Below are 20,883 nucleotides of genomic sequence, written 5' to 3' on the forward strand. Positions count from 1 at the left end.
ATACAAGCTAACCGATTCGTCGCCGGATTTCCGTTTCCGGGGCCAATGTGCACAAACTTTAACCAGTAATAATCAGTACCCGCTGAAGGTTACGATTCGATACAGTCACAGCGCTTAAGAGCCTCTACTATGTACAGACCGGCCACGAATGGCCGCCCTGAAATCTTACACAACAATAATGCCATGACGCAGACACCCCACTCCGCTGCCGATTCCGAGCTGTCTCAGTTTCGGGTTAAAGGCGAAATTCCCGTACCGGCCCTGATCAACTGGCTGAGCGCGGCCGCAGTTCCCATACTGGCCTTCTTCGCCTGGCGCTCGAGCCAGCATGGCGACAACCTGAACGCTAGCGTTCTGCTGGTATTCTCCGGCCTGCTGGCACTCAACCTGCTGGTGTTTCTGGGCTTTCGCCACAAAACCTTGCAGCGTCGGGGCTTCATTTCACTGATCACCGTGCTGTTCACTTACCTTGCCGTGCACGCGGTGGAAGATGGCTCCGCCATTATCTGGCTGTTTGCCTACCCGCCCATCATCTTTTACATCAGTGAAGCCCGGGTGGGCGTGTTTGCCTGTGCTGGCGGCTGGCTGGCGGTATTGTTCCTGTTCAGCCCCGCCGGCGAATGGTTGTTTGGCTCTCCTTACAGCAGCAGTTTCCGGATTTCCCTGGTGATCGTGCTCGCGTTCGAGATGGTCACTTGCTACATCCTCGACCAGAGCCGGCGCCGCAGCAAGCTGGGGCTGCTGAAACTGGCGGCCGAGTTCGAATATGCGGCCAAGCACGATGCCCTGACCGGGCTGGCCAACCGCCGCGAAGGCCTGACCCAGCTCGAAGGCGAATACCAGCGCTACCTGCGCAACGGGCGGCCTTTCTCGGTGTTACTGATGGACATTGACCTGTTCAAGACCGTGAACGACCAGCATGGCCACCAGGTGGGCGACGAACTGATTATCCTGGTGGCGCGCACGCTGGCATCCGGCTGTCGCAAGATGGATACCATTGCCCGGTGGGGCGGGGAGGAATTCCTGGTGCTGTTACCGGAGACGACCCTGGCCGAAGCCAATGCCAGCGCTGAACGGATGCGGGCCGCAGTAGCCACGCAGTCCGTTCAGACCGAAAGCGGCAAAACCATGGGGGTGACCATCAGTACCGGCGTTGCCAGCATTCGGGGATCGGAATCGATTGACCGGCTGTTGCAGCGGGCCGATGAAGCCCTGTATGCCGCCAAGTCCGGCGGCCGCGACCAGGTGTGCATCGAGGCCACGGCTGCACGCTGAACCGGCTTACCAGCCCTGGCGATGCTCCACCTGCTGGTTGCCCAGCCCGGCTACCAGCTCTTTCACCAGGCGGCGTTCAAGCTCGTATACCGAGGCGCCCTGCTCGAAGTCTTTCACCTGGCACATATTCATGCCGGCATAGCCACAGGGATTGATGCGGGAGAACGGTTCCATGTCCATATTCACGTTCAGGGCCAGGCCGTGGAAAGAACAGCCCCGGCGTACCCGCAGGCCCAGCGATGCAATCTTGGCCCCGTTCACATAGACACCGGGCGCGTCGGCACGGGGTGCCGCTTCCACACCGGACTGGGCCAGTGTGCGCACAATAGCCTGCTCGATCACATCCACCAGGGCCCGGACTCCCAGCTTGCGCCGGGACAGGTCAATCAACAGGTAGATCACCAGCTGGCCCGGGCCGTGGTACGTCACCTGGCCGCCACGATCTACCTGGATAACCGGGATATCACCCGGTAACAGGATATGCTCGGCCTTGCCCGCCTGCCCCTGGGTAAACACCCGGGGATGTTCCAGGCACCAGAGTTCGTCGACCGTGGATTCGTCTCGGTTGGCGGTGAAAGTTTTCATCGCCTCCCAGGCTTCCATGTAGGGCTGCTGGCCCAGCGAGCGGACAATCAGGTCTGGCATTTACAGCACCATGTGAACCCGGCCACTGGCTTTGAGGTCCTCAAACAGTGCCTTGAGTTGCTCTTCACCGGTGGCAACGATTTTCAGCTGCACAGACGAAAACCGGCCCTTGCTGCTGTCGTTTACCGAGATATCTGCCTCGCAGATGCCCGGCGCGTGCTGCTCCACCACTTCCACCACGAATTCCGTGAAATCCGGGGCGGCGTTACCGATCACCTTGATCACGTAATCGCAGGGAAATTCAATTTTCGGTGCTTTCGGCTCACTCACGCCGTCTTTCTCCCGGCCAGGGCACACTCTGTGCCTGTGGCTCACTCAAACAGTTGAACAAAAAAGAGCTTGATGGCATCCCAAAGCCGCTTGAACAGCCCGCCTTCCGGCACTTCGGTCAGCGCCAGTACCGGTTCGTCCACCAGGGTTTCGCCATCCAGGATAACCCGAACGCGACCCAGCTCGTCTCCCACATTGATGGGTGCCTTGATCACAGAATCAAGGTCTACGGTAGATTCCAGCTGGTTTCTGGAGCCGCGGGGAATGGTTACGTACACATCTTCCGGCATACCCACGGAAATCTGGTCAGCCTGGCCGCCCCAGACCTTTGCCTGCACCAGCTCCTGGCCGGCACGGAACAAACGCTCGGTTTCGTAGTAACGGAAACCGTAGTTCAGCATTTTCTGAACTTCCTGGGCCCGGGCTTCGGAACTCGAGGTGCCCATTACCGAGGCAATCAGCCGGGTGTCGTTACGCTTGGCAGACGCCACCAGGCAGTAACCGGCTTCTTCGGTGTGGCCGGTCTTCAGGCCATCCACGCTGTCATCCCGCCACAACAGGGCGTTGCGGTTTGGCTGACGGATATTGTTGTAGGTGAAGTGCTTCTCCGCATACAGCGGATAGTTTTCCGGATAGTCCTGGATAATTGCCCGGGCCAGAAGGGCCAGGTCGTAGGCGGTCGAAAAATGGTCCGGGGCCGGCAAGCCGGTGGCATTCTGGAAGTTGGTGTTCGTCATACCCAGCAATTGCGCCTGCTGGTTCATGATATCCACGAACGCACCCTCACTACCGGCAATAAATTCGGCCAGGGCCACGGAAGCGTCGTTACCGGACTGGATGATCACGCCTTTCAGCAGGTTTTCCACGGATACCGTGGTGCCTTCCTGTACGAAGGTCCTGGAACCCTCGGTACGCCAGGCTTTCACACTGATGGGCACCATGTCAGACATGGAAATCCGGCCTTCGTCCAGCTCGCGCTCAACAATGTAAGCCGTCATCATCTTGGTCAGACTGGCCGGGGGCAAACGCTCGTTGCTGTTATTCTCCATGATCACACGGCCGCTCAGGGGGTCCATCAGAACCCAGGAGCTGCCGGCAATGGCCGGAGGAGAAGGAATCAGGACCGACTGGGACTGGGCCGAAGCCGTCCCTGTGGTTACAAACAGAGCCAATGCCAGTAGAAAAATTCGGGTAAACATTTTGAAAGCCATGGGTTGTGTCATTCGTCGTCAGATGTTGGTCTTATGTGTGCCGGCGGCAACTCAGTGCGAATCCGTCAGGACTATGGGCTGGCCGAAACCCCGGGATTCCAGCAGGTTCCGGGCATAGCGGGCTTCGTCTTCATTCGGGAACGGGCCCACCTGTACACGGTGGAAACGTCCCGAGCCGGTGCTCACTTCACGCAATCGTGCCGGAGTCTCCGTTGCTTTCCGGGCCCTGGCCAGCAGGGCTTCGGCCGGATCCCGGCTGCTGAAGGCACCCAGCTGCACAAACAACGCCTGTCCCGATGCTGCCGGCGCAGAGGCAGGTTCTGAGGCTACCTGCACCGGTGCCTGGACCTTGCCAGTGGGCTCAAATGGCTCGCCCGCCAGGAACATGGCGCCATCCGGACGAACCGTGATAGCGGCCACTTCCACCCGGGCTGTGCCGCGGGCGTGATAATCCAGCTTCTTGGCTGCCGCATAGGACAGATCAATCAGGCGGTCGCCGTGAAACGGGCCACGATCATTCACCCGGACAATCACCGACCGGCCATTGTCCAGGTTGGTCACCCGGGCATATCCCGGTATGCGCAGCGACTTGTGGGCGGCCGACATGGCGTACATGTCGAAGGTCTCGCCATTGGACGTTTTGTGGCCGTGGAATTTCTCACCATACCAGCTGGCTGTACCCCGGGCCACATAACCGTCATTGCTGTCGATCACCCGGTAACTCTTGCCCCACACGGTGTACGGGGATTTGTTACCGGCCCGGCGAGGCTCCTCATACCGGGGCACCGCGTCGGTCAGGCCGCTGATGTCGTAGTCACCGGAGGGGCCACGATCCTGCTTTATGGTATAGCGCGAGGAATGATCGGTTTCCGGAGCCGGAGTGCTGGCACAGCCAGACACCAGAACCAGTGTGATCAACCCCGGCAGCCAATGTTTCGGAACCTGCAGCATATCAGCGCCTACCCCTGTATTGTCTCGGTTGGTCAGTCATTACTGACCGGCAACATTGTAACGGGTTCCAGGCGTGATTCACCATTACCGGCCGGCCATTATTGCCAGCCAGGCTACGCCGAGATCATCCGGCGGTGAGTGTGAATCGACATCAGCACCCCGAAGGCCGCCATCAGGGTCACCCCGGACGTGCCCCCGTAACTGATCAGCGGCAGCGGAACTCCAACCACTGGCAGCAGCCCGCTGACCATTCCCACGTTCACAAAGATGTAGATGAAGAAGGTCATGGTCAGGGCTCCCGCCAGCAAACGGCTGAAGGAATCCTGGGCGGTTACGGAAATATAGAGACACCGCAGGATAATCAGGAAATACACCGCCATCAGCAGCATCATGCCGACAAAGCCGAATTCCTCGGCAAGCACCGCCACAATAAAGTCGGTATGGCTTTCCGGGAGGAATTCCAGGTGCGACTGGGTGCCCTGGAGCCAGCCCTTGCCATCCATACCACCGGAGCCAATGGCGGTTTTCGACTGGATAATGTTCCAGCCAGCGCCCAGGGGATCACTTTGCGGGTCAAGCAGGGTCAGCACCCGTTGCTTCTGATAGTCCCGCATCACGTAGAACCACATCAGCGGCGCGGAAACCGCCACCATGCCGAAAAAGGCCGTAATGAGCTTCCAGCTGATGCCGGCAAAGAACACCACGAAGATACCTGCCATACCCACCAGCAGCGAAGTACCCAGGTCAGGCTGCTGGATGATCAGGAACATGGGCAACAGAACAATCACCAGGCCAACCACAATCCGCGAAAACGTGGGTGGCAGGTAATAGCGGGACAAATACCAGGCCGCCATCATCGGCACCACCAGTTTCATCAGCTCCGAAGGCTGGAAACGGGGCAGCCCGGGTAGCGCCAGCCAGCGCTGGGCACCCTTGGCACCAACACCCACCAGCAACACCGCCACCAACCCGGCCAGGCCAGCCAGGTACAGCCAGGGAGCCCAGCGCCGGAATATTGCAGGGTCCAGCTGGGCAAACACAAACATCACTACAAAGGCCACGCCCAACCGGATCATCTGGCCCTTAACCACGGCAAAGTTCCGGTCTGCGCCGCTGTACAATACAAACAGTCCACCACCGACAAGCAGCAACAATAGAGCCAGCAAGATGGGGTCCAGGTGTAACGTTGACCAGATGCTTCTGGGCCGGCCCAGAGCGCCCGATTCCTGGCTGTTCAACAGCTTTCCGAGTGCCATCAGCCCTCACCTCCGGTTTCAGCCTGGCCCACCACCTGGGCCGCCTCTGCCGCAGGGAATTCCTCCAGCCACGCATCAAACAGCCCGCGGGCAACCGGTGCCGCGACACTGCTGCCGCCACCGCCATTCTCGACAATGATGGCAACGGCGATTTTCGGATCGTCTGTGGGGGCAAAGCCGACAAACAGCGCGTGATCCCGCAGGCGCTCGCGGATCTCCTCGGCATCGTATTCTTCATCTTCACCCAGGCTGAACACCTGGGCGGTACCGGTTTTACCCGCCATCCGGTAGCTGGCACCCCTGGCGGCACCACGAGCAGTGCCGCGGGTTCCGTGCATAACTTCTTCCATGGTATCCACCACGTATTCCCAATCGTCAGGATTCTTGAGATCCAGGGGCTTATGGGTGGATGCCGGCAGGAACTCTTCCACCGGGCGGTCACCACGGATATCTTTCAGCAGGCGCGGTTCTACCCACTCACCCCGGTTGGCAATCAGGGCCGTGGCGGTCGCCAGTTGCAGGGGTGTAGCCAGGAAAAAGCCCTGGCCGATACTCATATTGACGGAATCCCCCGGATACCAGGGTTCACTGCGGACCGCCCGCTTCCAGTCCCGGGACGGCAGCAGACCACTGAGGGCACCGGCGACGTCGAGGGTGGCGTCTTCACCAAACCCGAAGCGGGACAGATAGTCGTACATCACGTCGACACCCATTTCGACGCCGATCTGATAAAAATACACATCGCAGGACTCCGCCACGGAATCCATCAGGTCTACCCAGCCATGCCCGGTTCGCTTCCAGTCCCGGTAGCGTCGACCGCTTTCCTTGAGCTGGAAATAGCCCGGGTCCCAGATGGTTCGCTCGCGGGTGGTTACGCCACTGTCCAGGGCTGCCACGGCCATCATGGGCTTGATGGTGGAGCCGGGAGGATACTGGCCACGCAGAGCCCGGTTGAACAGGGGCTTGTCGATGCTTTCACTCAAATCCCGGTAGTCTTTGACACTGATACCGGTCACAAACTTGTTGGCATCGAAGCCGGGCACGCTGGCCAGGGCCAGGATGCCGCCGGTGGCGGGCTCGATCGCAATGATGGCGCCACGCCGGCCTTCCAGCAATTCGTGGGCCTTGCGTTGCAGGCGCAAATCCAGGTGCAGCTGCAGGTCTTCCCCGGGTACCGGGTTTTCCCGCTCCAGTACCCGGAGTATCCGCCCCCGGGCATTGGTTTCTACGTGCTGGTACCCCACCTTGCCGTGCAACACTTTTTCGTAGAATCGCTCCACACCGGATTTGCCGATGTAGTTGGTGCCGGCGTAATTCACCGGATCAATGCGCTGCAGTTCATTCCGGTTGATACGGCCGACATAGCCCAGGGCATGGGCGGTCAACTCACTGTGCGGGTAATAGCGAACCAGTTCGGCCTTGACCTCGACGCCGGGGAACCGGTGCCGGTGTACCGCCATCCGGGCGATTTCCTCTTCGTTCAGGTCGTAACTCAGGGGAATTTCCTGGAACGGGCGGCGCGGTTCATTCAGCCGGCGCTGGAAGCGTTCAATGTCTTCATCGGAAATACTCAGGATTTCCGTCAGCCGGGCCAGGGTTTCATCCATGCTGCCCACCCGCTCGGGTACCAGGGTCAGGCTGAACACCGGCCGGTTTTCCGCCAGCAGCAGGTTATTACGGTCGTAAACCAGCCCTCTCGGAGGCGGCACTGACTGCACCTGCACCCGGTTCTTGTCAGACAGCGTGGTATAGATTTCATGCTCGACGATCTGTAACTGGTACATCCGCGCCAGCAAACCACCCAGCGCAAGCATAACCAGCACCAGCATAACCATTGCCCGGCGCTGGAACAGTCGGCGCTCTGCTACGGTGTCCTTGAATTCGCCCCAGGCCATTGGCAGCCCTATGCCCGGTGGTAAGGATGGTTACGGGTGATGGACCAGGCCCGGTACAGTTGTTCGGCCAGGACGATACGCACCAGCGGGTGCGGCAGGGTAAGGGGGGAAAGTGACCATTGCTGGTCGGCACGGTTGCGACAGGCGTCAGCCAGGCCATCGGGGCCGCCCACCAGAAAGCAGACATCCTGACCATCCTGCTGCCAGTTTTCCAGCTGACTCGCCAGTTTCTCGGTGGACCAGGGACGGCCACCCACTTCCAGTGCAATCACGCGGTCACGCTGACCCACTGCCGACAGGATGGCGTCGCTTTCACGCTGCATCAACCGGGGAATATCCGGATTCTTGCCGCGATGGGCCATGGGGATTTCAGTCAGTTCGAGGGGCAACTCCGGAGGCATCCGGCGGGCGTAGTCGTTGTACCCCGCACTGACCCAGTCGGGCATTTTCTGCCCGACACAGATCAGACGCAGGCGCATGGTTACTCGCTGCCCGCTGCACCAAGGTCCGGAGCATCACGCCAGAAGCGCTCCAGATCGTAGAATTCGCGGGTAGCAGGCATCATCACGTGAACCACTACATCGCCCAGATCTACCAGAATCCAGTCACTACCGGCGCCGCCCTCAACATTGTTGGCGCGCACACCCTGTTCCTTGGCTTCGATAACCACGGAATCGGCAAGGGATTTGATGTGACGGTTGGAAGTACCCGATGCGAGAACCATAAAGTCGGTCACGCTGGTGCGATCACGGACATCAATCACGCTGATATCCTGTGCCTTGACCTCTTCAAGAGCGTTTACGACCAGATCTTTCAGTTGTTCTGCCTGCATAATTACCCTGTTTTCCGGGCTCTGGCCGGAGTGGCCACCCGATAAGTGATATTCAGCCGCGATTGTAGCATCAAAGCCGGCTGTGGATAACTCCTAAAAACCGTTGGCGCTGCCGGAACCATAAAGGCCCAGTGCCTGCACTCTCTGCCACACGGCATCGGGCATCAGGTATCGGGGAGAACGGCCGGTTGCAATGCGCTCCCGAATGCCGGTTGCCGAGATGTCCAGCAGCGGCGGATCCAGCTCCAGTACCCGGCCAGCCGGGCTCTCCCGCAAACTGGCCGCACCGGCAGCGCGCCGGCCCGCAAGCAAGTGTGCCGCACCACTGTTTTCAGGCAGCTCAGCGCCGGGCCTGCGTACCACCACAATGTGCGCCAGTTCGGGAATCTGCTGCCAGTCCTGCCAGCGGTCAAAGCCGGCAAAGGAATCAGTACCCACGACCATGACCAGGGGCGCCTCCGCACCCAGTTCCTGCCGGAGCTGGCGCAAAGTGTCTGCGGTGTAAGAGGCACCGGCCCGCTGAAGTTCACGGTCATCCACCCGCAGGCGTTCTTCGCCGGCGATGGCCAGGCGGATCAGCTCGAGCCGCTGGGCAGAGGTTGCTCCCGTGTCGCCCCGATGGGGAGGAATATGACAGGGCACCAGGTGAACCCGATCCACCGCCAGGGCGTCGGATACCTCCAGCGCCAGCCGGAGGTGTCCGTGATGGATGGGGTCAAAGGTGCCACCGTAGATTACATGCATGGCATCAGGCCCGGATGTGGCCGTCGCCGAATACCACATATTTCTGGGAAGTCAGGCCTTCCAGGCCAACCGGGCCACGGGCGTGGATCTTGTCGGTGGAAATGCCGATTTCAGCCCCCAGGCCATATTCGAAACCGTCCGCAAAGCGGGTGGAGGCGTTGACCATCACCGAACTGGAATCCACCTCGGTCAGGAACCGGCGGGCCCGGGTGTAGTTCTCGGTGATGATGCTGTCGGTATGCTGGGAGCTGTACCGGTTGATGTGCTCGATGGCGCCATCCAGGCCGTCGACCACACGCACCGCAAGAATCGGCGCCAGGTACTCTTCGTGCCAGTCGTCCTCGGTGGCGGCACTGATACCTTCAACAATCGCGCAGGTACGGTCACAGCCCCGCAACTCCACACCCTTGGCGGCAAATTCGGCGGCCAGCAGGGGCAGCATATCGTCTGCCACTTCCTGGTCCACCAACAGGGTTTCCATGGTGTTGCAGGTGCCGTAACGGTGGGTCTTGGCGTTGACCGCAACCTTCAAGGCCTTTTCAGGGTCGGCATGGCTGTCGATGTACACGTGGCACACGCCGTCCAGGTGCTTGATCACCGGCACCCGCGCATCGCGGCTGATGCGTTCGATCAGGCCTTTACCACCCCGGGGCACAATCACATCCACGTACTGGGGCATGGTGATCAGCTCGCCCACCGCGGCGCGGTCGGTGGTTTTCACCACCTGCACTGCGGTTTCCGGCAGCCCGGCGGCCGCCAGGCCGGTGGCCAGGCATTCGGCAATCGCCTGGTTGGAATGGATGGCCTCGGAGCCACCACGCAGAATGGTGGCATTGCCGGACTTCAGGCAAAGGCTGGCCGCCTCGACCGTCACATTCGGCCGGGATTCGTAGATGATGCCGATAACGCCCAGCGGAACGCGCATCTTGCCCACCTGGATACCGGAGGGGCGATAGGTCATATCGGTGATTTCGCCCACCGGGTCCGGCAGGGTTGCCACCTGGCGCAGGCCTTCAATCATGGTGTCGATACGGGCCGGCGTCAGCTCAAGGCGGTCCAGCATGGCCTCGTCCAGGCCATTGGCCCGGCCGTTTTCCAGGTCCTTGCGGTTAGCCTCTGCCAGTGCCTGGCGCGCCGCATCCAGTGTTTCCGCTGTTGCCAGCAGGGCCTGGTTGCGCACGGCGGTTGCCGAACGGGCGACTTCTCTTGAGGCGACCCTGGCCTGTTGGCCAAGCTCCGCCATGTAGGCTGCAACATCCATCGATATACCTTTTATTCTGCTAGCTGATTCCAAAACCGGGCGGTTACTTTACCTTTCCCGTTTCAAGTCCGCACCCCAAACGACTATTATACCGCTGCACTGCTTTCAATATTCAATGGATGTGCCAGCGAAGGACAGAGGTTCCATGCCCCAGTCGGCCGAAAAATTCCTGCCCAGCACCCTCACCAAAGCCGGTTGTGCCGCCCTGGCGCTAACCAGCGCCCTGAGTGTGCTGCTTGGCGAACCCCTTGCGGCGGCTTCTGCGGCGGCTGCGGCGGGGTTGTGCCTGGCAGGCAGCCCCCTGAACAATCAACAGGGCAAACTGCCATGGCCACAACTGAGGTATTTTTTCCTCGGCGCCCTGGCCCTGGCGCTTATTGCCGCCCTGTGGCTGGGGCCGTGGTCGCTAAGCCACTGGCTCTATGCCCTGCCGCTGGCCACCTTCGCCCTGCTGCCGGTTTACCTGGCGGCACCGGTGACCCTGGTTCTGCTGGTCCTCGTACTGTCCAGCGCCCAATGGCTGGTCAACCTGCCAGACCGCCACCAGATGGTCAGCGCGTTTGTACTGACCACGCTGTTGGCCGGCATCCTGGTGTTCCTGCGGGAATACAAGTCCCGCCAGCTGGCGCCACTGCGCCGCACCGACGAGCTCACCCAGGCCGCCAGCCGGGAGTACCTGTCGACGGACCTGCACAAGGAAATCCAGCGCAGCGAACGGGAGGGCACCAACCTGTCGGTGATGATGATCGGCCTCGACACCCATCTGAGTGACAGCGACCCGGACGAAGACATCCGCGCCATCCTGCCCAGAATCGGCCGTTACCTGCATTCCCAGTTACGGGACTTCGATACCTACTACCGGGTGGCAGACCTGCAATTCCTGGCGATTCTGCCGGGCGCCAATACCGCCGAAACCGCAAAGAAGGCAGACCTCATCCGCCAGGGACTTGATAAATTGATGGAGTCTCACGGCCTGAAACTCACCGTCAGCACCGGCGTCGCCGGCCTGAACATTGGCGATGATGCCGACAGCCTGCAGCAAAGCGTGGCCAACGCCCTGCGCCGGGCCCAGCAACAGGGTGGCAATCGCACCCAGACCTTCAGCAACCCTCTGCCGTCCGACCTTCCGGGCAAGCAGGACCCGGAGGCCAGCGCTCAATGACCGAAACCCGCCTGCGCACCTGGAGCCACAGCGCCGCCTACAGCCTGACGGCCCTGGTTATTTCTGTCCTGGCGCTGCAGAACCTGCGCTACGGCTTCTACCAGCTGTTTTACCTGGCCCTGGCAATGACCGCCCTGCTGCTGACCGGGCTGGTGTATACCTACTTCTGCCGTCGCCACCAGCTTTCGGCACCGGGCCACCTGATCATCCTGGCCGGCCTGAACAGTGGCCTGGTGGCGGCCGTTCTGACCATGAACGCGCCCGGCATCAGCCACTGGGCCATGCCCCTGCTGGTGCTCAACCTGCTAATCCTGCCCCTTCGGCAGGGGCTGGCGCTGTGCGCCCTGCTACTGCTACCGGTGATTGCCGTGACCTGGCTCGGCAACCCTGTAACCGATGCCGTTATCACCAGTGCGGGGCTGCTGTTGCTGGCCGCCGTCACCGCGCTTTATGTCTGGCACTACGACCACATGACCCAGTCCGCCCAGGACCTGGCCATTACCGACCCGATCACCGGCGCCCACAATGCCCGATTCCTGGATGAAACCCTGCAAAAGGAAATCAGCCGGGCCATTGCCACCGGCCACCCGCTGTCGGTCATCAGCCTGAGCCTGGACCACCACGACCAGATCCGCGACCTGCACGGCAAGCGCGGCCTGAACCGCCTGCTGAGCCAGATTACCCGGCAACTGTTCGAAACCATCCGGGCGGGAGACTCCCTGTACAGCCTGCAGGATTCCGAGTTTTTCCTGATCCTGCCATTCACCCCGGAAGAAGGCCTGCGGGTCATTGCCGAACGCATCCGCCGCACCATCGCCGAACGGGACTGGCCGGAAACCGGCAAGGTGTCCGTAAGCCTTGGCTGTACTACACGGGGCAATGGCGATACCAGCACCGAGCTGCTTCGCCAGCGGGCAACCAATGCCATGCTGGAAGCCAGGAAACACGGGGCTGATTCCGCCTGGTTCACCCCGGGAGAGCCGGTCCGGGCATGACAGGGAGCTGGTTCACTGAGCTGACCACCTGGGTAGCTGGCAACCCGGGCTGGCTGGTGTTCGCCCTGTTTGCCACGGCCCTGATTGAATCCCTGGCTATCGCCGGCATCATCGTGCCGGGCGTGGCCATGTTGTTTGCCTTTGCCGCCCTGGCCGGCAAAACCGGCATTCCCCTGTCCGAAGCCCTGATCTGGGCCAGCCTGGGCGCCGTTGCCGGCGATGTCCTGAGCTTCTCCATCGGCCGGCTACTCAAAGGACGACTCGACACCGTGTGGCCCTTGAGCCGTTACCCCGGCCTGATTGCCAAGGGAGAAAACTTCTTCCGGGCCCATGGCGGCAAGAGCGTCATCATCGGGCGATTCGTGGGCCCGATACGCCCTATCATCCCCATGGTGGCAGGCGCACTGCACATGCCCTGGCGCACCTTCATTACCTTTAACTTGCTGTCGGCAGTAGGATGGGCACTGGTGTATATCCTGCCCGGGTTCACCGTAGGCACGGCACTGGCCAGCGAGATCAAACCGCCACCTCACTTCTACCTGGTGCTCGGAGTCAGCTTTGGGGTACTGCTGGTGGTTTACCTGATCCTGCTGCAAATGCGACTGGGTCTGGGGGAAGGCAGCCGCCCGTACCGGTGGCTGGAAACCACTATGGCCCGCTACGATGCAACCCACCGGTTCTGGCGGCTGTACACCAGCGAGCGGCCGGCCCGCCGTGGCGAATTCCCGCTGCCGTCCCTGATGATGTCCGTTACAGCCCTGGCGCTGTTCCTGATACTGGCACAGGTGGTGACGGTCAGCAGCAAACTGTATGAACTGAACCAACAGGTGCTGGCCTGGTTTGCCCTGCTGCGCCAGCCGCTGCTGGATTTGCCGATGGTTGCCTTTACCCTGGCCGGAGACCCACCGGTACTGATTGCCGCCGCCGTGCTCGGGTTTCTGGTGCTGGTATTTCGCGGCTACTATGCCGCCGCTATCCACGTGGCCGCAGCCGCCATTTTGGCCAGCGGGAGCATCTGGTTACTGAAAGCCGGCTTCGGAATACCACGGCCCGATACGGTGATGCTCCCGCCATCTTCAGGAGCCTTTCCCAGCGGCCACACTGCCGGGGCCACGGTGCTGGTAACCCTGTGCGCCAGCTTCATTGCGGCGGAAAGCCGGCAACGGCAACGCTGGCAAAGCTACGTGCTGCTGTCACTGCCATTGCTGCCGGTAGCCCTGAGCCGGCTGTATCTGGGGGTACACTGGTTCACCGATGTTCTGGGAGGGTTGTTCCTGGGGTTGGCCATTACCGGGGTTATCCGCGCCAGCTACAGCCGATATGATCGCGTGCCCCTGAGCCCGGATCCGTTCACCTGGGCAGCGCTGGGCCTGTGGTTGGCATTCACCGCCGTTTACATGGCCAGCCATTGGGACGGTGCCGTTCTGGCCTACTCGCCGCAGCCTGTGACGCCCTGACCGGTTTCAGGAGCCTTGTTCAAGGATGTCCAGCAGGGCTTGCAACCGGTCCAGGCGTTCGACCGGATCCTGGCACTCCGCCAGCTGCTGCTTCTCGGACTTGTCCAGGGGCAACAGCTCGGTAAGCCGCCAGCCCACCTCACGGGCATCCTCAAAATCGACATCCATGCCCAGATCCTTCACCACCGGATGCCGGAACAGGGCCTGCAGAACCGCCGGCAATTCATAGTGCCGGTCCGGAATATCAACCTGCTGCTCCGGCTCCAACGGCTCGGCGTCCCCCATGTGCAAACCGTCTTCCTGCTGCCAGTTGCGGACTACCCGCACCTTGGTGTCGCCTTCAACGGTGATACCCAGCAAGCCGTTGTCCAGCTGCTGAAAGTCGATAATCCGCACATAGGTGCCCTGATCGTGGAACAGGGCCTTGCGGCCAACCTCGTCGCCATCCTGTAAAAGCACTACCACAAAGCCCTGCTGCTCTTTCAGGCAGCGGGTCAGCATATCTATGTAGCGGGGCTCGAACAGCTGCAGGGGAATACGCCCCTTGGGCAGGATAATGGAATTGAGCGGAAACAGCGGCACGCTGGAAAGTGAGTCAGTCACTGTGGGAATGGCTCTTGGTTGGTTTTATGGAATTCAGCCTGCGGGCTGAAGGTTTATTGTAAACACCGATCCGGAAAACAGCCATGCGAGGGGCACGGAATCTGTTATCCTCTCGGTTTCGCTTAGTCCGTTCAAAATTAAGGGAGAGAGCAGCACGCCATGCCCCAGTATCGTTCCCACACCTCAACCGCCGGCCGCAACATGGCCGGAGCCCGTGCGCTCTGGCGCGCCACCGGTATGAAAAATGACGATTTCGGCAAACCGATTATCGCCGTTGCCAACTCGTTCACCCAGTTTGTGCCCGGCCACGTGCACCTGAAAGACCTGGGCCAGCTGGTCTGTCGCGAAATCGAAGCCGCCGGTGGTGTGGCGAAGGAATTCAACACCATCGCCGTAGACGACGGTATCGCCATGGGCCACGACGGCATGCTGTATTCCCTGCCCTCCCGGGAGATCATTGCCGACTCCGTAGAGTACATGGCCAACGCCCACTGTGCCGATGCACTGGTGTGCATTTCCAACTGCGACAAGATCACCCCGGGCATGCTGATGGCCGCGCTGCGCCTGAACATTCCGACGATCTTCGTTTCCGGCGGTCCCATGGAAGCCGGTAAAACCAAGCTGTCCGAGAACAAGCTGGACCTGGTAGATGCCATGGTGATCGCGGCTGATCCGACCGCCACCGACGAGATGGTGGAAGAATACGAACGCAGCGCGTGCCCCACCTGTGGCTCCTGCTCCGGCATGTTCACCGCCAACTCCATGAACTGCCTGACCGAAGCCATCGGCCTGGCCCTTCCGGGCAATGGCTCGCTGCTGGCAACCCACTCCGACCGCGAGCAGCTGTTCCTGAACGCCGGCCGCCAGATTGTGGAAAACGCCAAGCGCTACTACGAGCAGAACGATGCCAGCGTGCTGCCCCGCAGCATTGCCTCCATGGAAGCGTTCCAGAATGCCATGACCATGGACATTGCCATGGGCGGCTCCACCAACACCATCCTGCACCTGCTGGCAGCAGCCCAGGAAGGCCAGGTGGACTTCACCCTGGCCGATATCGACCGGCTGTCCCGCAAGGTACCGCAGCTGTGCAAGGTGGCCCCGAACTCGCCCCTGTACCACATGGAAGATGTGCACCGCGCCGGCGGCATCATGGGCATTCTGGGTGAACTGGAACGCGGCGGCCTGATCAACACCGATCTGCCCACCGTACACAGCAAGACCATGAAAGAAGCCCTGGAAGTGTGGGACATCATGCGCTCCCCCACCGCTGAAGTGGTGGAATTCTATAAGGCCGGTCCGGCCGGCATTCCCACCCAGACCGCATTCAGCCAGAGCACCCGCTGGCCGAGCCTGGACGGTGACCGTGAGAACGGCTGTATCCGTTCTGTCGAAAACGCCTACTCGTCCGAAGGCGGCCTGGCCGTACTGTTCGGCAACATTGCGGTCGACGGCTGCGTGGTAAAAACCGCCGGTGTAGACGAAAGCATCTTCGTATTCGAAGGCAAGGCCAAGGTCTTCGAGAGCCAGGACACGGCCGTGGCCGGTATCCTGAATGACGAAGTGAAGGCAGGCGACGTGGTCATCATTCGCTACGAAGGCCCGAAAGGTGGCCCCGGCATGCAGGAAATGCTCTACCCCACCAGTTACCTGAAATCCAAGGGACTGGGCAAGGAATGCGCCCTGCTGACTGACGGCCGCTTCTCTGGCGGTACTTCGGGCCTGTCCATCGGCCATGCGTCTCCGGAAGCGGCTGCCGGCGGCGCTATCGGCCTGATCGAGGAAGGCGACACCATCCTGATCGACATCCCGAACCGCAGCATCAATGTGCAGGTCAGCAACGACGAGCTGCAGAAGCGCCGCGAAGCGCGGGATGCCAAGGGCTGGAAACCGGAAAACTCCCGTCCCCGAAAGGTGTCGGCGGCCCTGAAGGCCTACGCCCTGCTGGCCACCAGCGCAGATAAAGGCGCGGTCCGGGACCTGTCCAAGCTGGACTGATCCCAACAGGCCTTAAACAAAAAGCCCGCAAGCTGCCAAGCCTGCGGGCTTTTTTATGACATTGGCCAAAGCGGCCGGGCCGGGATTACCAGAGCGACCAGGCTTCGTCTTCGTCATCCTTTTCTTCAGCTTGCTCGGCAGCTTCAGGCTGCGGCTCACTTTCCGGCTTCGCAGCTGCCTGAGCGGGCGCCCTGGATTCGGGAGCAGCCTCTGCAACGACCACCATCCCGAGCGCCTTCTTGGTTTCTTCATTCAGGGTACCGCTGGCTTCCAGCCCCTGATCTTCCTGATATTGGGTTAACTCGGCCCGGGTATGTTCATCCAGTTTGGGGTTCACATTGTTTATATCGTACCCGGCGCCATATAAAGCGTGCTTTAGTGCGACAACATCATTGGCGTGGGACAAAGAGGCAGTGCCAAGGAGCGCAACGGCTCCCGCAGCGAGGACCAGTTTGTGCAATGGATGGCTGGCAGTTTTCGTGGTAAACACCGGCTTACTCCTGATATCGCTTGAATATCTTGTTATTAGGGTAATGCGGCGCCCATCTCCACGGTCGAGGGCATTAACCCGACCCTAGCACAAGCTAATCCTCATCCTTGCTACCTGGTTCACATTCTGGCCGGGAAGCATGGGCCTCTTCGCCGAACTCCCGGATAAAAATCCCCCAGAACGCCATAAACAGCGCTGCCACCAGCGGCCCCATAACAAAGCCATTGATGCCGAACAGCACGATGCCACCGAGGGTGGACAGAAGCACCAGGTAATCCGGCATCTTGGTGTCCCGGCCCACCAGTATCGGGCGCAGCAGGTTGTCGGCCAGGCCGATAACAATGGTGCCAAACGCCGTCAGGATGATGGCCGGGATGATATCGCCAACGGCAGCCAGGTAGACCGCTGCCGGCACCCAGACAATCGCCGCCCCCACGGCCGGCAGCAGCGAGACAATCGCCATCACCACCCCCCACAGCAAGGCGCCGGTAATACCCAGGGCCCAGAAGATCAGCCCCCCGAGCGCACCCTGGATAATGGCAATCAGCAGGTTGCCCTTCACGGTAGCCCGGGTAACCTCGGCAAACTTGGCAAACAGCAGCCGCTCACGCTCATCCCCTAGCGGCAACGCCTTGATCAGCAACTCCACCAGTTTATGGCCGTCCCGCAGCAGAAAAAATGCCATGTAAACCATCAGCGCCAGCCCCAGAAAAAACTGGAAGGTGTTCTGGCCAATGCCCAGGGCCTGCTTGGCCAGGAACTGGCTGCCGCCCAGAATGGCGTTCACCGCGCGATCCCGAAGTTCACCGAAGTTGATGTCAAACTGGGCCAGGAAAGCCTGAATGGCCGGAAAGGACCGGTTCACCTGGTCAATGTATTCCCCGGGCCGGATTTCCCCTTCCTGGATTTTCTGATAGATGCCAACGCCTTCGGCAATCAGCGCAGTCCCGAGAAACAGCACCGGAATCACCACGATAATCATGCAGATCATAAGGGTGATCAGGGCATTGATGTTGGGGCGCTCGCCCAGGCGCCTGACCAGCAGTTGCTGGACCGGGTGAAAAATCAGGGCAATGGCCACGGCCCAGAAAATCGGCCCGAAAAACGGCTTCATCAGCCAGATAAAAGCAAACGACACCCCCACCAGCATGGCCAGAAAGGTCCGTGTCTCGAGTTTTGCGTACATATCAAACATTCCTGAAGCAATGACGTTCCCGGCGAACCGGTTTTCCAGCCCCGCAGACTACCATGAGAGCGTGGCCACTGTAGCCGGATTCACGTTATAGTGGCAGGTTATCGAACAGCAAATAAACAGGCCATGTTGTTGGATCCCGATAGCTTTACCATCGAAACCGCCCTTGAGGCTGCCACCGAACTGCAGAAGGTGCTGGCCGCCCGCACCCATCGCCGGAAAGTGATGGGGCAGGAGGTATTGGTGCCCGGGCAACTCGGCGAAGCCCTGCACCTGCCCCGCACCATCAGCCGGCTGGCCAGCAAGCAGTTACGGCAACGGGAAAGAGGGCTGGAAGACTTCCAGGAACTCTGGCCCACGCTTTCCGAGTTCACCCGGCGCAAGGTAACCGACCGGCTGGGCTGGTACGACCCGAAAGACCTGGACTGGGACGACAAACGTTCCAACCGCCGCCCGGTAGTCGATCCTGACGCCTGATACGTATAACTGCTGAACCCGAACCATGGAACGCCCGCTGGCAGACTTTGAATTGTCACAAAGCGTCCCTATGGTAGGTAGATCAGGAGGATTTCTTATGACTCAACATCAACACTTCAATGCCTTTCTGGCAGAAAGAAGCGCAGTACCCACGCTGCTGTGCGGCCATTGCCGCTCGATCCTGTCCCGGGCCCGGATTTTCCGGAACCAGGGCGACAACCACCAGGACATCTGCTGCGACACCATCGGCCTGTGCTCGGCCGACGACTGCGGCGCCGTCAACTGCTGTGACGAAGCCCTCGCGCAGGTCGACAACCCCGAGCGCCTGTTCGATATTGCGTCCTGATTCAAAGCCGCAACGCTCTGTTACCGAACTCAAACACAGCAACATTCCATCTGCATTATCCTGAAGACTGAACATTGTCACCGCGACAATCGCGCAACCTATCAGTCAGGACAGTCGATGGCATGCGTATTCTGAGAACTGACGAAGCCCGCTTCGCAGGCCTCCCGGATTACCCTTTCTCCCCCAACTATCTGGATGTCGAACCGGGCCTGCGAATGCACTTCGTGGATGAAGGCCCGAAAAGTGCGGCACCGGTGGTGATGCTGCACGGTGAGCCTTCCTGGTCGTACCTGTACCGGCACATGATCCCCGTGGTCGCCGATGCCGGGCACCGGGTACTGGCGCCGGACCTCGTCGGTTTCGGAAAATCGGACAAACCCGTCGACACCGCAGACTACACCTCGGACAACCACGTAAACTGGCTGACCCGATGGGTCGAAGAGCTGGACCTGTGGAATATCACGCTGGTATGCCAGAACTGGGGCTCACTGCTGGGCTTGCGACTGGCTGCAGAAAACCACCGGCGCTTCAGCCGCATTATTGTCGGTAACGGAATGCTGCCCACCGGAGACTCACCGGTACCGTCTGTTTTTCGCCTGTGGAAAGCCTTTGCCAGCCACAGCCCCTGGTTTCCCGTAGCACGGATCATCCAGCTGGGTACCGAGAGAACCCTGTCCAGCGGCGAACTGGCCGCCTACGAAGCCCCCTTTCCGGACGCCCGCCACAAAGCCGGGGCACGGGCCTTTCCGAAACTGGTGCCCACCTCGCCCTCGGATCCATCCAGCGCAGCCAACCGGGAAGCCTGGCGGATACTGGAAAAATGGCGCAAGCCGTTTATTACCTGCTTCAGCAGCAGTGACCCGATTACCCGGGGCGGAGACCGGCTGATGCAGCGCCGCATTCCCGGCGCCTTCGGCCAGCCCCACATTACCCTCAGTGGCGGTCACTTCCTGCAGGAAGATTCACCCCGCCAGTTTGCCCGGGTGATACTGGACGCCCTGAAGGCCGAGATGGCCGCCTGACGCCCGTTCCTGGCTTATCCGAACACGGTAACCGTCTGCCGGCTCAGCGCCACCAGCTCACCGCTGGCAGTCCAGACACCGGCATGGGTGTGGCCGTAGCCCGCACCGGCCTGGTCAATGGTGGCCCGGTACAGCAGCCAGTCACCGGGCTCGATCACCGGCCGGGGATGCACAATTTCCAGTGCCCAGCTCAGGGAACTGGCCGGCACACGATCTTTCAGGTGCGGCAGTACCGCCGGCGGCCAGGCATCTACCAGCGCAACAATATGGGCATCTGTGAACACTTCCGGAGTTTCCCGGAACTGCATCCAGCCGCCCATGTCACGGCCACCCTTACCGGAAAACGGCAAATTGCCGAACGCCCAGCGCATCTCGATGTGCTGGGTGAACTCCGGAGTCATGCCCTTGATGTAGGGCAGCCCCTGACACTGGTCGACCGGCCTGGCTTCGGGCGCCGGAAGCGGCTCCACCTGAATGGCGGATTCCCGGTCTCCGCCGAAGCTGGCCAGGCAGACCAGGCGAGGTTCGCCATTCTGCAGAATCCGCCCCTGTACTTGCGAAACGGCCTTGCCTTCGCGTAACAGTTCGGCCTCAAACTGCGCCGGCACGCCGGGCTCCACCGGCCCGACAAATGATACCTGAAGGGCCCTCATAGCCCGGCCTTCCGCTACCTTTGTTGCCATCACATCAAATGCGAGGGCCGCAACCAGGCCGCCAAACGTGGCGCGCCCCTGTGCCCAGTCAGAAGGAAGGGTCACTGTGCCATCCTGGCGTACTTCGGCCAGCAGCTGATCAAAGGTCATA

Annotated in this window: 22 protein-coding genes; 8 read left to right on the forward strand and 14 right to left on the reverse strand. The window is 60.8% G+C overall.

Annotated elements, in window-relative coordinates; genetic code table 11:
- Positions 1-183 precede the first annotated feature (183 nt).
- The gene (locus LWH94_RS01000) at positions 184-1,275 is read left to right on the forward strand and encodes a GGDEF domain-containing protein (protein WP_232900861.1); all 1,092 of its coding nucleotides are present in this window, start codon (positions 184-186) and stop codon (positions 1,273-1,275) included.
- 6 nt (positions 1,276-1,281) lie between these two features.
- Here the strand turns inward: LWH94_RS01000 and lipB are convergent, their stop codons facing one another.
- The 10 genes from lipB to LWH94_RS01050 form a co-directional block, all read right to left on the reverse strand.
- On the reverse strand, positions 1,282-1,920 hold the full coding sequence (gene lipB / locus LWH94_RS01005; protein ID WP_022988727.1) for a lipoyl(octanoyl) transferase LipB: 639 nt from the start codon (positions 1,918-1,920) through the stop codon (positions 1,282-1,284).
- On the reverse strand, positions 1,921-2,190 hold the full coding sequence (locus LWH94_RS01010; protein ID WP_036219349.1) for an HP0495 family protein: 270 nt from the start codon (positions 2,188-2,190) through the stop codon (positions 1,921-1,923).
- A 41-nt stretch (positions 2,191-2,231) separates the two neighbouring features.
- The gene (locus LWH94_RS01015) at positions 2,232-3,413 is read right to left on the reverse strand and encodes a D-alanyl-D-alanine carboxypeptidase family protein (protein ID WP_036219341.1); all 1,182 of its coding nucleotides are present in this window, start codon (positions 3,411-3,413) and stop codon (positions 2,232-2,234) included.
- A gap of 39 nt (positions 3,414-3,452) precedes the next feature.
- On the reverse strand, positions 3,453-4,352 hold the full coding sequence (locus LWH94_RS01020) for a septal ring lytic transglycosylase RlpA family protein (RefSeq protein WP_022988724.1): 900 nt from the start codon (positions 4,350-4,352) through the stop codon (positions 3,453-3,455).
- A 113-nt stretch (positions 4,353-4,465) separates the two neighbouring features.
- Positions 4,466-5,608 carry a rod shape-determining protein RodA gene (gene rodA / locus LWH94_RS01025; RefSeq protein ID WP_022988723.1) on the reverse strand — a complete coding sequence of 381 codons (1,143 nt, stop codon included), beginning with the start codon at positions 5,606-5,608 and terminating at the stop codon, positions 4,466-4,468.
- A complete protein-coding gene (gene mrdA, locus LWH94_RS01030) occupies positions 5,608-7,503 on the reverse strand; it encodes a penicillin-binding protein 2 (RefSeq protein ID WP_232900862.1) in 1,896 nt (631 codons plus the stop codon). Before mrdA ends, rodA begins: the two co-directional genes overlap by 1 nt.
- 8 nt (positions 7,504-7,511) lie before the next feature.
- Entirely contained in the window at positions 7,512-7,982 is a 471-nt protein-coding gene (rlmH, locus tag LWH94_RS01035) for a 23S rRNA (pseudouridine(1915)-N(3))-methyltransferase RlmH (RefSeq protein ID WP_022988721.1), read from the reverse strand.
- A 2-nt stretch (positions 7,983-7,984) separates the two neighbouring features.
- Positions 7,985-8,335 carry a ribosome silencing factor gene (gene rsfS, locus LWH94_RS01040; RefSeq protein WP_022988720.1) on the reverse strand — a complete coding sequence of 117 codons (351 nt, stop codon included), beginning with the start codon at positions 8,333-8,335 and terminating at the stop codon, positions 7,985-7,987.
- Positions 8,336-8,428: 93 nt separating this feature from the next.
- Complete coding sequence (gene nadD, locus LWH94_RS01045; protein ID WP_022988719.1) at positions 8,429-9,079, reverse strand: nicotinate-nucleotide adenylyltransferase; 651 nt, start codon at positions 9,077-9,079, stop codon at positions 8,429-8,431.
- Between the two features lie 4 nt (positions 9,080-9,083).
- On the reverse strand, positions 9,084-10,340 hold the full coding sequence (locus LWH94_RS01050) for a glutamate-5-semialdehyde dehydrogenase (protein ID WP_022988718.1): 1,257 nt from the start codon (positions 10,338-10,340) through the stop codon (positions 9,084-9,086).
- A 145-nt stretch (positions 10,341-10,485) separates the two neighbouring features.
- Between LWH94_RS01050 and LWH94_RS01055 the strand changes: the two genes are divergently transcribed.
- Genes LWH94_RS01055 through LWH94_RS01065 form a run of 3 tightly spaced genes read left to right on the forward strand, consistent with a single transcriptional unit; the run spans position 10,486 to position 13,954 of the window.
- On the forward strand, positions 10,486-11,502 hold the full coding sequence (locus LWH94_RS01055) for a GGDEF domain-containing protein (RefSeq protein WP_022988717.1): 1,017 nt from the start codon (positions 10,486-10,488) through the stop codon (positions 11,500-11,502).
- Positions 11,499-12,497 (forward strand): GGDEF domain-containing protein, encoded by a 999-nt coding sequence (locus LWH94_RS01060; protein WP_232900863.1) that lies wholly within the window; start codon positions 11,499-11,501, stop codon positions 12,495-12,497. The genes LWH94_RS01055 and LWH94_RS01060 overlap by 4 nt, the downstream gene beginning before the upstream one ends.
- Complete coding sequence (locus LWH94_RS01065) at positions 12,494-13,954, forward strand: bifunctional DedA family/phosphatase PAP2 family protein (protein WP_232900865.1); 1,461 nt, start codon at positions 12,494-12,496, stop codon at positions 13,952-13,954. The genes LWH94_RS01060 and LWH94_RS01065 overlap by 4 nt, the downstream gene beginning before the upstream one ends.
- 6 nt (positions 13,955-13,960) lie before the next feature.
- Here the strand turns inward: LWH94_RS01065 and LWH94_RS01070 are convergent, their stop codons facing one another.
- Positions 13,961-14,557, reverse strand: a complete 597-nt coding sequence (locus LWH94_RS01070) for an LON peptidase substrate-binding domain-containing protein (protein WP_232900867.1) — start codon at positions 14,555-14,557, stop codon at positions 13,961-13,963.
- Between the two features lie 159 nt (positions 14,558-14,716).
- Here LWH94_RS01070 and ilvD point away from each other — a divergent pair, with 159 nt between their 5' ends.
- A complete protein-coding gene (ilvD, locus tag LWH94_RS01075) occupies positions 14,717-16,552 on the forward strand; it encodes a dihydroxy-acid dehydratase (RefSeq protein WP_022988713.1) in 1,836 nt (611 codons plus the stop codon).
- 85 nt (positions 16,553-16,637) lie between these two features.
- On the opposite strand, the gene LWH94_RS01080 is transcribed toward ilvD, so the two are convergent.
- Positions 16,638-17,042 (reverse strand): peptidoglycan-binding domain-containing protein, encoded by a 405-nt coding sequence (locus LWH94_RS01080; protein WP_232900870.1) that lies wholly within the window; start codon positions 17,040-17,042, stop codon positions 16,638-16,640.
- 94 nt (positions 17,043-17,136) lie between these two features.
- Positions 17,137-18,228, reverse strand: a complete 1,092-nt coding sequence (locus tag LWH94_RS01085) for an AI-2E family transporter (RefSeq protein ID WP_199457441.1) — start codon at positions 18,226-18,228, stop codon at positions 17,137-17,139.
- Between the two features lie 132 nt (positions 18,229-18,360).
- On the opposite strand from LWH94_RS01085, the gene LWH94_RS01090 reads away from it, so the two are divergent.
- The 3 genes from LWH94_RS01090 (at position 18,361) to LWH94_RS01100 (ending at position 20,079) form a co-directional block, all read left to right on the forward strand.
- Positions 18,361-18,711 carry a hypothetical protein gene (locus LWH94_RS01090; protein ID WP_094624591.1) on the forward strand — a complete coding sequence of 117 codons (351 nt, stop codon included), beginning with the start codon at positions 18,361-18,363 and terminating at the stop codon, positions 18,709-18,711.
- A 97-nt stretch (positions 18,712-18,808) separates the two neighbouring features.
- Positions 18,809-19,057, forward strand: a complete 249-nt coding sequence (locus LWH94_RS01095) for a hypothetical protein (RefSeq protein WP_022988709.1) — start codon at positions 18,809-18,811, stop codon at positions 19,055-19,057.
- A gap of 122 nt (positions 19,058-19,179) precedes the next feature.
- On the forward strand, positions 19,180-20,079 hold the full coding sequence (locus tag LWH94_RS01100) for a haloalkane dehalogenase (RefSeq protein WP_058340393.1): 900 nt from the start codon (positions 19,180-19,182) through the stop codon (positions 20,077-20,079).
- 14 nt (positions 20,080-20,093) lie between these two features.
- On the opposite strand, the gene LWH94_RS01105 is transcribed toward LWH94_RS01100, so the two are convergent.
- Complete coding sequence (locus tag LWH94_RS01105) at positions 20,094-20,882, reverse strand: acyl-CoA thioesterase (protein WP_232900871.1); 789 nt, start codon at positions 20,880-20,882, stop codon at positions 20,094-20,096.
- Position 20,883 lies beyond the last annotated feature (1 nt).

This window comes from Marinobacter sp. G11 (genome assembly GCF_021282325.1).
Classification (GTDB): Bacteria; Pseudomonadota; Gammaproteobacteria; order Pseudomonadales; family Oleiphilaceae; genus Marinobacter; species Marinobacter vinifirmus.